Source organism: Agrobacterium sp. LEGMi-208b (assembly GCF_059511785.1).
This window is the reverse complement of record NZ_CM183445.1, coordinates 3027277-3039646: the sequence shown is the minus strand read 5'-3', so window position 1 is coordinate 3039646 and position 12370 is coordinate 3027277. Positions and strand designations below refer to the sequence as shown.

General features: G+C 60.5%; 10 protein-coding genes and 2 tRNA genes. 3 read left to right on the top strand and 9 right to left on the bottom strand.

Annotation, left to right across the window (positions count from 1 at the left end):
* Positions 1–60 precede the first annotated feature (60 nt).
* Positions 61–135, top strand: a tRNA-Glu gene (locus AC5YUO_RS14815).
* A 450-nt stretch (positions 136–585) separates the two neighbouring features.
* Positions 586–660 (top strand) — tRNA-Glu (locus tag AC5YUO_RS14810).
* Positions 661–789: 129 nt separating this feature from the next.
* On the opposite strand, the gene recJ is transcribed toward AC5YUO_RS14810, so the two are convergent.
* The 5 genes from recJ to AC5YUO_RS14785 form a co-directional block, all read right to left on the bottom strand.
* Positions 790–2598: a single-stranded-DNA-specific exonuclease RecJ gene (gene recJ, locus AC5YUO_RS14805; RefSeq protein WP_496153822.1), complete on the bottom strand. Its 1809-nt coding sequence runs from the start codon at positions 2596–2598 to the stop codon at positions 790–792.
* A gap of 103 nt (positions 2599–2701) precedes the next feature.
* Positions 2702–2926: a hypothetical protein gene (locus AC5YUO_RS14800; RefSeq protein ID WP_400818395.1), complete on the bottom strand. Its 225-nt coding sequence runs from the start codon at positions 2924–2926 to the stop codon at positions 2702–2704.
* Positions 2927–3113: 187 nt separating this feature from the next.
* Complete coding sequence (locus AC5YUO_RS14795; RefSeq protein ID WP_496153821.1) at positions 3114–4424, bottom strand: homoserine dehydrogenase; 1311 nt, start codon at positions 4422–4424, stop codon at positions 3114–3116.
* A 61-nt stretch (positions 4425–4485) separates the two neighbouring features.
* The gene (locus AC5YUO_RS14790; protein ID WP_035223305.1) at positions 4486–5706 is read right to left on the bottom strand and encodes an LL-diaminopimelate aminotransferase; all 1221 of its coding nucleotides are present in this window, start codon (positions 5704–5706) and stop codon (positions 4486–4488) included.
* A 301-nt stretch (positions 5707–6007) separates the two neighbouring features.
* Positions 6008–6967, bottom strand: coding sequence for a nucleoside hydrolase (locus AC5YUO_RS14785; RefSeq protein WP_496153820.1), 960 nt, complete (start codon positions 6965–6967; stop codon positions 6008–6010).
* Positions 6968–7148: 181 nt separating this feature from the next.
* Here AC5YUO_RS14785 and AC5YUO_RS14780 point away from each other — a divergent pair, with 181 nt between their 5' ends.
* Positions 7149–7952 (top strand): TSUP family transporter, encoded by an 804-nt coding sequence (locus AC5YUO_RS14780; protein WP_496153819.1) that lies wholly within the window; start codon positions 7149–7151, stop codon positions 7950–7952.
* A 49-nt stretch (positions 7953–8001) separates the two neighbouring features.
* Here AC5YUO_RS14780 and AC5YUO_RS14775 read toward each other — a convergent pair whose 3' ends face one another.
* The 4 genes from AC5YUO_RS14775 to AC5YUO_RS14760 all read right to left on the bottom strand — a co-directional run bounded on the left by AC5YUO_RS14775 (position 8002) and on the right by AC5YUO_RS14760 (position 12368).
* Positions 8002–8697 carry a nitrogen regulation protein NR(II) gene (locus tag AC5YUO_RS14775; RefSeq protein ID WP_020810296.1) on the bottom strand — a complete coding sequence of 232 codons (696 nt, stop codon included), beginning with the start codon at positions 8695–8697 and terminating at the stop codon, positions 8002–8004.
* 279 nt (positions 8698–8976) lie between these two features.
* A complete protein-coding gene (locus AC5YUO_RS14770) occupies positions 8977–9906 on the bottom strand; it encodes a lipid A biosynthesis lauroyl acyltransferase (RefSeq protein ID WP_496153818.1) in 930 nt (309 codons plus the stop codon).
* Between the two features lie 5 nt (positions 9907–9911).
* A complete protein-coding gene (locus AC5YUO_RS14765; RefSeq protein WP_080790688.1) occupies positions 9912–10940 on the bottom strand; it encodes a zinc-binding dehydrogenase in 1029 nt (342 codons plus the stop codon).
* Positions 10941–11084: 144 nt separating this feature from the next.
* The gene (locus AC5YUO_RS14760; protein ID WP_065115765.1) at positions 11085–12368 is read right to left on the bottom strand and encodes a beta-ketoacyl-ACP synthase; all 1284 of its coding nucleotides are present in this window, start codon (positions 12366–12368) and stop codon (positions 11085–11087) included.
* Positions 12369–12370: the final 2 nt, after the last annotated feature.

Below are 12370 nucleotides of genomic sequence, written 5' to 3'. Positions count from 1 at the left end.
ATTTTTCCGCTTGCGGACCAACCGGAGCCTGACTATAAGGGCGCCACACCACAAGCGCACGCGCCCTTCGTCTATCGGTTAGGACGTCAGATTTTCATTCTGAAAAGAGGGGTTCGACTCCCCTAGGGCGTGCCACTTGCCTTCGTGTTCCCCTTTAAAATATCTCCATCATCCGCTCATCGTCGTGAATTTTTCGCGCGTCTCCATTGCCGCGGAACCGATTCCCGGTCGGCACGTTAGAATGGCGTCCCCCCGATGGAAGGCAAGCCGGATGAAATGCCACCCGGCAGATCAACCGGCTTGCCTTTCCCCTCACCCCGACCACAGCGTCCATTCGTCCCGGACTCTGCAGCTTGATGCCAGCTAAGCGTTGGAAATCCGCCTTCTCGCCCTTTCACATCGTATGAGGGCATTATCGCCCGCAGCGATTGGGGCGATATTTCAAGGTCTTGGCCGGCTCCATCACAGTTTTCCACAGCCCTTTCGGCTTCCATAAAAAAACTCGTCACGAAGCGGAAAAAATCAATTTTTCCGCTTGCGGACCAACCGGAGCCTGACTATAAGGGCGCCACACCACAAGCGCACGCGCCCTTCGTCTATCGGTTAGGACGTCAGATTTTCATTCTGAAAAGAGGGGTTCGACTCCCCTAGGGCGTGCCACTTGCTTTTCCCTAAAAATCAATAGCCTGCACGCAGATCTTCACGCATCGCGTAAAGATGCCAGCATCCGTCTGGCCTGTCCGTACAAAACGTTTGCTTCCGTAAAACCAAGGATCGTTTGCAACTCGCTCAGGGCGCGAAAGCCGCGTCCAGAACGCGCAGCTGCACGCGCCTCTGGCCCTGCCAGAGATCGGCGCCAACGGTGCCTGCAACGTGAATGTTCCTGCCGCGCGCATTCAGCAGCATCTGCCCCAGAGGGGCTTCAGCAGCACGAAAGGCGATACCGTCCAGCCGGGAGCCATCCATGGCCTCCAGCGTGATCTTGACGTGCGCTGTGCCCACAAGCCGCACATCGCGCAGGCGATGCGCCGGCACGGCAAAGATCGGCTGTGAATGACCCGAACCATAAGGACCAGCCTGCTCCAGCTGGTCGACAAGCTGCAATGTCGCACCCGAGGCGCCGATGGCACCGTCGATTTTCAGCACGCTGCTTTCCACCAGCTCGTTCACCGTCTTGGCCGCCGCCTCCTCGAAGAAGGTCCGAAGCCTGCCCAGATTGGCGCGCTCGACCGTCAGGCCAGCCGCCATGGCGTGACCGCCCCCCTTGACCAGCAATCCCGCCTCCACGGCGGCGCGCACCATGCGGCCCATATCAAAACCGTTGATCGAGCGGCCGGAGCCGGTGCCCTTGCCAGAGGGATCGAAAGCAATGGCGAAAGCCGGACGACGGAATCGATCCTTCAGGCGCGAGGCAAGCAATCCGACAATACCAGGATGCCAGTTCTCGCGCGCGGTGACGATGACGCCCGCACCCGAGCCGTCGCCATATTCGAACAGCGCCTCGGCCTCGGCCTCCGCCAGCATGGCCGCTTCCATCGCCTGCCGCTCGCGATTAAGCTCATCCAGCCGCTCGGCAATCACCTCGGCCTGCGAGGAATCATCGATGGTCAACAAACGGCTGCCAAGAGCCGCATCGCCGATGCGGCCGCCGGCATTGATGCGCGGCCCGATCAGGAAGCCGAAATGATAGGGGGTCACAGGCCCGCCCAGTCCGGCCTTTTTAAACAGTGCCGCCAGCCCGGCATTGTTCATATGGCGCGCAGCGATCAACCCCTTCACCACATAAGCGCGGTTCAGCCCCTTTAGCGGCACCACATCGCAGACTGTCGCAAGCGCGACAATATCGAGAAGCGACAGCAGATCGAGCGTGAAGGCCTGCCGGTTGCGTCTGTCCTTTAACAGCCGCAACGTGGCCACCAGCACCAGGAACACCACACCGGCGGCACAGAGATGCCCCTGCCCCGACAGATCGTCCTCCCGGTTGGGATTGACCAGCGCCACGGCCGGCGGCAACTCCGTGCCGACCTGATGGTGATCGATCACCACCACATCCGTTCCGGCGTCTTTCGCAGCCTTGAGCGACTCATGGCTGGTGGAGCCGCAGTCGACCGTCACGATCAGCGTCGCGCCATTGGCGGCAAGCTGCTGCATCGCCGCCGGGTTCGGCCCGTAGCCTTCGAAAATGCGGTCGGGGATATAAATCTCAGGCGTCAGCCCGAAATGCGCGAGAAAGCGATACATCAGCGCCGAAGAGGCAGCGCCGTCGACATCATAGTCGCCGAAGATCGCCACCTTCTCGCCGGTCTCGATGGCACGCACCAGCCGCCCGGCGGCCTTCTCGCAATCGGTCAGCATATGCGGATCGGGCATCAGAGAGCGTATGGTCGGATCGAGGAACACCAGGGCGTCATCGACGCCTACCCCACGCCCGGCCAGCACGCGTGCGATCAGTTCGGGAATGGCATGGATCTGAGACATCGCCAGCGCACGGTTCTGCCCGGCCTGATCCAGCCGCGATACCCAGCGCTGTTCTGTCGCCGACCGCTCCACGCTTAAAAATGCGCGGGCCACGGTATCGGCCGGCTCCATCATTGCCATCCTGCCCCTTCGTCCTGTCCTGCGCGCCTATCCGCGCCTTAATGATTAGAACGGGCTAAATGGCGGTGGCGCGTTTTTCAAGCAAAAACGCGCATTTGCGGGTTCACACCGAAAAAATCGAAAAGAACGGGCTGACGATCGAGACGGCTCCAACGAGCAGCAGCAGCGAGAAGACGGCAAGCGAGCACCAGTTGCGCTCATGCTCCCCGATATCGAATTCCATGCTGCGAATATTGTCATTGGCAGTGTGCGGCCGCGCCCGGTGATGGGCTGCCAGAACGCCTGCGCGCTTATTGTCCTTGAACAGGATGATCGATGTCACGGCCACGCCTCCCTCGCTTGGTGAACAGGATTAACCATAGTGCCGAATCGCCTTGTTTTCCAGCGGTTCTGACGCCGTCCCCCCAAATTTTATGGGCGTGAGACCACCGGCATGATGAAGGCAGTCATAGAACGAAAAACCGCGCCTCCATCCGGAAGCGCGGCCCTCGATAATATCAAGATAAAGAAGCGTCTCAGGTGCGCTCGATGCGGATGACCTGCGGCTCGCTGACGAGATATTTCTCGTTCTTGATCGCCTTGACGGCCTTGCGGATCGCATCTTCCATCGTCGCATGGGTGACGAGGATGATGGTCTGCGGCGCGCCTTCCACATGCACGCGCTGGCGCTGCACGATGGATTCCAGCGAGATGTTATTGTCAGCCATGCGGGTGGCGATGGAGGCAAAGACGCCGGCCTGGTCCTTCACCGTCAGGCGGATGAAATAACCGCCCTCATGGCTCTTCATCTTGGCGCGGCGGTATTCCGTCAGCGATTTTGCCGGACGGCCGAGAACCGGCACCTGCTGGGCGCCCGGACGGCTCTTGGCGATATCGGCGATGTCGCCCAGCACGGCGGATGCCGTGGCGTTGCCGCCCGCACCCGGACCGACCATCAGCAATTCGCCGAGAATGTCGGATTCGATCGCCACCGCATTGGTGACGCCATCCACCTGGGCGATGACGGAATCGAGCGGCACCATGGTCGGATGCACACGCTGCTCGATGCCGGATTCAGTCACCTGCGCCACGCCGAGAAGCTTGATGCGGTAACCGAGTTCGGCGGCCGCCTGAATGTCCTCGCTGGAAATATTGGTGATGCCTTCCAGATAGATGTCATCGGCCGAAATCTTGTTGCCGAAGGCAAGCGTCGTCAGAATGGCAAGCTTGTGCGCGGTGTCGTTGCCTTCGATATCGAAAGCCGGATCGGCCTCGGCATAACCCAGCCGCTGCGCTTCCTTCAGACAGGCCTCGAAGGACAGGCCTTCCTTCTCCATCTTAGTGAGGATGTAGTTGCAGGTGCCGTTCATGATGCCGTAGATGCGCGATACATGGTTGCCGGTGAGAGACTCACGCAGCGCCTTGATGACGGGGATACCGCCGGCCACCGCCGCTTCGAAATTAAGAAGCGCACCCTTGTCTTCGGCAATGGTCGCGAGTTCAACGCCGTGCTTGGCAAGCAGCGCCTTGTTGGCCGTCACCACATGGAGACCGCGCGCCAGTGCGGCGCGCACCGCATTTTCCGCCTGCCCCGAAGCACCGCCGACCAGTTCGACGAACACGTCGATATCGGCTTCGCTCGCCAGCTGCTCCGGCGTATCGAACCAGGCAATACCCTTGAGATCGATGCCGCGGTCGCGCGAACGGTCACGCGCGCTCACCGCAATAATCTCAATCGCGCGTCCGCAGGTAATCGCAAGTTCGTTGCTTCTCTGCTGGAGGATGCGCACGAGCGAAGCGCCGACAGTGCCGAGCCCCGCTATGCCGATTCTCAATGAATCTGCCATGGGTATGTTCCTGATTTGCTGATGATGGTGGCGGCCGAGGCCCGGCCGCCTTCGGTTGCCCTTATCTGTGGGCGTTAAGCGAAACGACATTGTGCATCGTTTCGTCTGCGCTCGACAGGAAACGCTTCAGATTACGCGCGGCCTGACGAATTCGGTGCTCGTTTTCCACGAGCGCGAGACGGACATAATCGTCGCCCATCTCGCCAAAGCCGATGCCGGGAGCAACGGCGATATCGGCCTTCTCGACCAGAAGCTTGGAGAATTCCAAACTGCCGAGATGGCGGAACTTTTCCGGGATCTTCGCCCAGGCGAACATCGTCGCCGCCGGCGGCGGAACCTCGAAACCGGCCTTGCCGAAGGTGTCGACCATCACATCGCGGCGGCGGCGATAGACATTGCGCACTTCGGCGATGTCGGAGCCGTCGCCATTCAGCGCATGGGTCGCCGCAACCTGGATCGGCGTGAAGGCGCCGTAATCGAGATAAGACTTCACACGCGTCAGCGCCGCGATCAGCCGCTCGTTGCCAACGGCAAAGCCCATGCGCCAGCCGGGCATGGAGAAGGTCTTCGACATGGAGGTGAACTCCACCGCAACGTCGATTGCGCCGGGAACTTCGAGAACCGAAGGCGGCGGATTGTTTTCGTCGAAATAGATTTCCGAATAGGCAAGGTCGGAAAGCACGATGATCTCGTGCTTCTTCGCGAAAGCGATGACGTCCTTGTAGAAATCCAGCGAGGCAACATGCGCCGTCGGGTTCGACGGATAGTTGATGATCAGCGCCAGCGGCTTGGGAATGGAGTGGCGCACCGCGCGCTCCAGTGGCCCGAAGAAGCTCTCATCCGGCTCGACATTCATCGAACGGATAACGCCGCCCGCCATCAGGAAGCCGAAGGCATGGATCGGATAGGTCGGGTTCGGACACAGGATCACGTCGCCGGGCGCCGTGATGGCCTGCGCCATATTGGCGAAGCCTTCCTTGGAGCCGAGCGTGGCGACGACCTGGGTATCGGGGTTCAGCTTCACGCCGAAACGCCGGGCATAATAGGCGGCCTGCGCGCGGCGAAGGCCGGGAATGCCCTTGGACGAGGAATAACGATGGGTGCGCGGATCCTGAACGACCTCGCAGAGCTTGTCGACGATCGCCTTCGGGGTCGGAAGGTCGGGATTGCCCATGCCGAGATCGATGATATCGGCCCCGGCCGCTCGCGCGCTCGCTTTCAAACGGTTGACCTGTTCGAAGACGTATTGCGGCAGACGCCGGACCTTGTGAAACTCTTCCATCACTTTCCTCATGGGAATGGACCGGTTCTGCCGGCCCATAACGAAGGTTCGTTTTTTGTTTTTAAACGCCGCCGACACGAACCGATCCGGCAGGCGTTATTCATTGTAGCGCAAAGCACGGGAAAACCTACAAGGCTTTTCTCGGCACACACGCCATCGCGATCATCCGCCTGTGCTTCGGCACAGCCTTTTCGGCCCCTTTGGCAAGGCGGATCGCGCAATAGGATCAAGGAACTTGCATAACGCCAGATTCTTGGAAAATGCAAGGCAAGCCATGCTCAAGAACGGCCATTCCTGTCGTTCAGCCGCGCTCACCCGTCACAATTGCCGCACGGATGACCGAAAGCACGCGCTCCGGCTTGATATCCGTGCACACAAGCTGGCTTGGATGTCCGTCCCAGTCACCCGGCGGGAAGGCACGTCCGTCAGGCTTCTGGATGGTCTGGCCGTCAGCAAGCCCACCGCAGACCACACGCACCGGGCCGCTGCGGGTCTCGAAGAGCTCAGGCGCGACGAGGTAGACGCAGGCGCAGCTATCATGCACCACCATGCCGTCGCCGGTGCGGGTCTTGTAGAAATCGATGTAGAATTGCGACAGGTCGGACAGCAGCTGCACCGGCTTGCCGCCGGCCTTTGCCATCTCAGCCATGAAGGCGCTGGTCATTACCGTTTTCGTCGTCACGTCGAGACCGACGACGACCACGCGCCAGGGCGCGGTGAAGACGAGATCGGCCGCTTCCGGATCGCCGTGAATATTGGCCTCGGCCGCCGGCGATACATTGCCGTTCATGTCGAAAGCCCCGCCCATGACGATGACCTCCTTCACCAGCGCGGCGAAATCCGGCTCTTCGCGCAGCGCCAGCGCCAGATTGGTCATGCGGCCAACGGCGATCAGCGTCACCTCGCCGGGATTGGCCTTGACCGTCTCGATGATGAAACGATGCGCCGGGCGCGGGTCGAGCGGCAGATCGATGGTCTCAGGGATATCGATATCGCCGAGACCGTTTTCGCCGTGGATGAAGGTCGGCCAGTGGCCTTCCTTGCGGGCGGGATCGAAGGTCACGCCGGCGCCTCTCGCGACCGGTGCGGTCATCTGCCATTCCCGCTTGAGGAAGAGCGCATTGCGGGTGGTGATATCGATGGGCGCATTGCCGAAAACCGTGGTGACGCCGATCAGATCGATATCGGGGTGACGGTGCAGGAACAGAAGCGCCATGGCGTCGTCTACACCGGGATCCGTATCGAATATCACTTTATGCATAATGCCCTCATCCATATGTCTCAGGCGTCCACCGTCCTTCCGGCGACGCGCCACGGAAACATAGCGATAAGCGGCCACACCGCAATCCCCTGCCCGCAGCCGAACGCACAGAAAGAGATTGCGCGGTTACCCTTTCGGTGAAAGAAGAAGCCCTCTCCTTCCGCCTGCCCGGACATATCAAGTGCAAGACATCGCCCTCAACGTATTTATCGTTCTCTTCTGCGTCGCCATCTTTGCCGGCTTTATCGATTCCATCGCCGGCGGCGGCGGTCTCATCACCATTCCGGCGATGCTGATCATGGGTATCGCGCCGCTCGATACGCTTGGCACCAACAAGCTGCAATCGCAGTTCGGCTCGGCCTCCGCCACCATCGCCTATGCCCGGCGCGGCCATGTCAATCTGAGGGAACAATTGCCCATGGCCGTCATGGCCATGCTCGGCGGCGGGCTCGGCGCGGTCACCGCCGCCTTCGTGCCGTCCGACCTCCTGCGCACCATCATGCCGTTCCTGCTGATCGCGATTGCGCTCTATTTCGCCTTCAAGCCGCAGCTCAGCGATATCGACAGCCATCGCCGCATCACACCCTTCGTGTTCGGCTTCACCGTCGCGCCGCTGGTGGGCTTCTACGACGGCGTTTTCGGCCCCGGCGCGGGTTCCTTCTACATGCTCGCCTTCGTGGCGCTTGCCGGTTTCGGCATGTTGAAGGCAACCGCCCATACCAAGCTTCTGAACCTCGGCTCGAACTTCGGCGGTTTCGTCGTGTTTGCGATAGGTGGTGCGGTCCTGTGGAAGCTCGGCCTCGCCATGGGCGTCGGCCAGTTCATCGGCGCACAGATCGGCTCCCGCTTCGCCATGAAGAACGGCGCGAAGATCATCCGCCCGCTGCTGGTGCTTTCCTGCCTCGCGATGGCAACGAAGCTCCTTGCGGATGCATCATCCGCATGGTCCATCGCCGCGATATGGGAAACCATATTCCCGAAATAACCGGAAACCGCAAAGCCGGGAGGGTGTCGTCAGAAACCAGCGCCTGCCGTCACGCCGTGGCGCGGCGTCTGCGATCGGCAATTTCCCGGATCACCACCATGGCGCCCACGAGCTTGTAGGCGGAAGAATAGCAGGGCGACATTTCCAGCGATTTCACGATCGTCCGGCCATTCTGATCTTCCGCATAGGTATATTTCGACGTATCGCCCTTGAAGCAATTGTCGAGTTTTTCCCTGAGGTCGTTCTGGAAACGGTGGACGCCGACGAGTTCGGCAATGTGGCAGCCGACAAGCCCTTCCGGCGCATTGCGCTGGAAAGCATCAAGCGCATTGGCAAAGGACACGCGGTAGCCGGGAGAAACGATGACCACCGGCTCATCCAGATCGTTGAGCATGTCTTCATCGAGGATCAGATGGCGGTGATGCCACTCCAGAGTGTCCTCATCCTCGTCACCGATGACCTTGGCCTTGGGCGGCATGCCGACATAACGGTCGACCAGGGTTCTCAGAAGCTCGGAATTGCGCTGCACGCAGCCGAGATCCTCCGCCTCGTGGTTCAGGAGGTCGATGGCGAAACGGAACTGTTCGCGAATATCCTCGGAGTTTTCCGTCTGGCGCCCGACGACCCGCTCGAGAAGCTGCTCCAGTTCACGCTCCAGCACTGCGATCTTGTCGGCTTCGTTTTTACCAACGGCAGATTGCAGTTCCGTATAACGCAGCCAGAACAACTCAATCAAATCTTTCAACCCAACTCTCCCTGAACGGGCATAACCCGGTTCCCAATGCGAACGGATTAACCCTTTGCCCCCTGATTATAGCGTCTTTGCGCTTAAAAATGACGTAACGAAACGCAGGAACGCCGCGAGGATTGTTGTCCAAAATATCACAGCAGCCGCTAATTTTTCAATTTCGATAATCCATGAACGAAAAATGAGGTTCCACTAATATGGAAAAACATCGAAACGCACAATTTTCGGGCCGAATTTCGTGAAAAACGCGGAAAATCCGGCCGCACGACAGTCACCTCAAATCTGGTGCTTCACATCCCAGCGGTCGTGATACCACAGCCATTGTCCGGGGTATTCCCGCACCCAGCTTTCCACCTTGTCGTTCAGAAGCTGCGCCGTCGCCTGAATGTCGACATTGCCCTTCTCGTCGCGCGGAATTTCAACCTTGGGCTCTATTTCCAGCCTGTAGCGATTGTCGGGAAGACGCACGCAACGGGCGGGATAAACATCGCAGTTGAACTGCCGCACCAGCTTGGCAAGCAGCGGATTGGTGCGAACTTCAAGGCCGAAGAACTTCGTCGTCAGACCCTTGCCGAACTTCTGGTCGACGAGCACGCCGACACCGCCGCCCTTTTCCAGCTGCCGCGCCAAGGCAAAGGAGGAACCGGCATGCGACGGCACGAGATTGCCCATGCGCTCCTTGCGGAAGTTGAACACCTTGTCGGCCACGAAAGGATTGTTCGGCGGCCGGAACAGCACCGTCACATCGAGACCGAAAGCCGAACCGGCCACCGGCAGCAGCTCGAAATTGCCGCTATGGGCGGTAAAGACGATGAAGGGCCGGGGATTGTCGCGCAATTCGAGAAAGGTCGGGATGCCCTCGACCTGGATGCGGCCCGGCTCGTTCTTTTCCGGATCGAAATCGAACAGCCGGTCGAGAAACACATATTCCGCCGCAAGCCGGCCCATATTGGCCCAGCTATCCATGGCGATCTCAAGCCGCTCCTCCTCGGATTTCTCCGGAAAGGCGCGCGCCAGATTATGGAGCATCAGCCTGTGGCGGCCGGTTTTCGGCCCCACGAAGCGCGCCAGCCGGTCTGCGGCGCGAATGCCCGCATCGGCGGGAAAAAGCTTCAGCAGGTTAAGGAGGCCGAAGGCGAATGTCGCGATCAGCCACTGCCGGAAGTGGTCCAGTTTCAGGACAATCCGTGTCAGGAACAGCTTCAAGATGCTCAGTCCATCCGCAGAACGATCTTGCCGAACACCTGACGCGTCTCCATGCGCTCCAGCGCCCGGTCGATATCGTCGAAGGTGACCTCGGTGTCGATGACGGGATGAACGATGCCACGCGCCATCTTCTGCATGGCGTTGGCCATGTTTTCCATGCGGCAGCCGAAGGAGCCGAGCAGCTTCAGCTGCTGCTGGAACAGCATCATCAGGTTGATTTCGGTGGAAACGCCCGAGGTGGAGCCGCAGGTGACAAGACGGCCGCCGCGCTTCAGCGAGAACATCGAGGCGACGAAGGTGTCCTTGCCAACATGTTCGAAGACAACGTCGACGCCCTTCTTTTTCGTCAGCTTGCGCACGACGCCTTCAAAACGGTCGGTCCGGTAATTGATGACGTGATCGGCTCCGAGCGCCTTTGCCCGTTCGATCTTGTCGTCGGAACCGACTGTGGTGATAACGGTACAGCCCATCTTCTTGGCAAGCTGGATCGCCGCCGTGCCGATGCCGGAACCGCCGGCATGGATGAGGATGGTTTCACCGGGCTCGAGCTTGGCATTGTCGAACAGCATGTGCTCGACGGTGCCGAAGGTCACCGGCGCCAGAGCCGCAGCAACGGCGTCAATGCCGTGCGGTGCCGGCACGAGCTGGCGGGCGGGAATATTGATCTTTTCCTGCGCAAAACCGTCGAGGTGGAAACCGTGCACGCCCTGAACATGTTCGCACAGATTGTCACGGCCTTCGCGACAGGGCTTGCACAGCCCGCAGGTGCGCGCGCCATAGACCGAAACCAGCTGACCCGGCAGCACATTCGAAACGCCCGGACCGATGGCCTCGACCACGCCCGAAGCCTCGGCGCCAATGGTGAGCGGCATCTTGCGCTTGGCGAAAGCCATGCCGCGCCAGCCCCACACGTCGATGTGGTTCAGCGCCACCGCCTTGACGCGCAGAGTCACCTCGCCCGGCGCCGGCGCATCCGGTTCGGGCAGATCCACTTTTTCGAGCTTCCGGTCGTCCACGAGTTGAAGAGCGCGCATGTATCAGTCCTTCGCCCGAGGGCGTTTATCTAAAAATCATTCCAGCAAAACTCTGTAACCGTTTTGCGGCCGGAATGCGTAATCAAAGAAGCGAGAGCGTTTCCGCAATTGCCTCGGAAACGCTCCTGTTGATGGCGAAACCGGTTAAGCCGGTTCCCGCGTCATGACAAGGCTTGCATTCTGCCCACCAAACCCGAAGGAGTTGGAGAGAACCGCGCCCACCTGAGCATCCCGCTTCACATTTGGCACCACGTCGAGCGTGATGGTCGGATCGGGATTATTGTAGTTGATCGTCGGAGGCAAAGTGCCGGTCAGCATGGTCTGCAGCGAGAATACCGCTTCCACGGCGCCCGCCGCCGTCAGCGTATGGCCGATCATCGACTTGTTGGACGACAGCGGAATATCCTTCAGGCCTTCGCCGAAGACGGCGAGCATAGAGCCATATTCCATCTTGTCGTTTTCCGGCGTCGAGGTGCCGTGGGCGTTGATATAGCCGATATCGCTTTCGGCCACGCCCGCATCGGCCAGTGCCGCACGGATCGTCGCAATCGCCGGGCCGCCATCGGGCGAAGACCGCGTGCGGTGGAAGCTGTCGGCTTTTTCACCGGCACCCTTGATGATGCCGAGAACCTTCGCGCCGCGTGCAACGGCCGCTTCGAGCGATTCCAGCACCAGCGTCGCAGCACCTTCGGCGATCACGAAACCGTCGCGGTCCTTGCTGAACGGCTTGGAGGCCTTTTCCGGCGGGTCGTTCTGGGTCGAAAGCGCAGACAGCAGCGAGAAGCGGATCAACGCTTCGGCGCTGACCGAACCGTCGGTCGCAACCGTTAGCGCCCGTTCGGTGCGGCCCTGGCGGATGGCTTCGACGCCAAGCTGGATCGCGGTGGCGCCCGATGCACAGGCGGTAGACAGCGTGACCGGCAGGCCGCGTGTGCCGAAACGGTCGGAAAGACGCTCGGAGATCGCGCCGAACAGGGCGGCTTCCTGAAACGCCGGGTCGGGACGCTGCCGGAAAGCCGTCAGGAACCGCTCATAGGCGTCACCCGGCTGGGCGGCCGGCGGAGACCGGTCGGCAAGCTCGAAACGGGCGCTCCATTCCGGCTCGATAGGTGGCGCTGCAAGAAACAGCGGGCCATCGAAGTCGCCGGAGATACCGGCCTGCGCCAGCGCCTCGATCGTGGTTTCGCGGGCGAAAGCATAGGAACGCTCGACGGAATTCGGAACCGGGATGTCGATGAAATCCACCGTGCCGCTGATGCGCGTCGAAAGCCCCTCGGTCGGAAAACGGGTGATCTTGTGAATGCCCGACTTGCCCGATGTCAGCGCCGCCCAGTTATCGGCAAGCCCCTGCCCGAGCGAGGTGATGATGCCCATGCCGGTGACGGCGACGATGGGACGACCGAGATGATCCCTGAAATTGGAAGTCATGG

Coding starts and splice junctions, on each gene's coding strand:
- AC5YUO_RS14765 (WP_080790688.1), bottom strand. CDS start 10,940: ATGCGCGCTCTTCAACTCGTGGACGACCGGAAGCTCGAAAAAGTGGAT.
- recJ (WP_496153822.1), bottom strand. CDS start 2,598: ATGGCAATGATGGAGCCGGCCGATACCGTGGCCCGCGCATTTTTAAGC.
- AC5YUO_RS14785 (WP_496153820.1), bottom strand. CDS start 6,967: ATGCATAAAGTGATATTCGATACGGATCCCGGTGTAGACGACGCCATG.
- AC5YUO_RS14790 (WP_035223305.1), bottom strand. CDS start 5,706: ATGGAAGAGTTTCACAAGGTCCGGCGTCTGCCGCAATACGTCTTCGAA.
- AC5YUO_RS14795 (WP_496153821.1), bottom strand. CDS start 4,424: ATGGCAGATTCATTGAGAATCGGCATAGCGGGGCTCGGCACTGTCGGC.
- AC5YUO_RS14760 (WP_065115765.1), bottom strand. CDS start 12,368: ATGACTTCCAATTTCAGGGATCATCTCGGTCGTCCCATCGTCGCCGTC.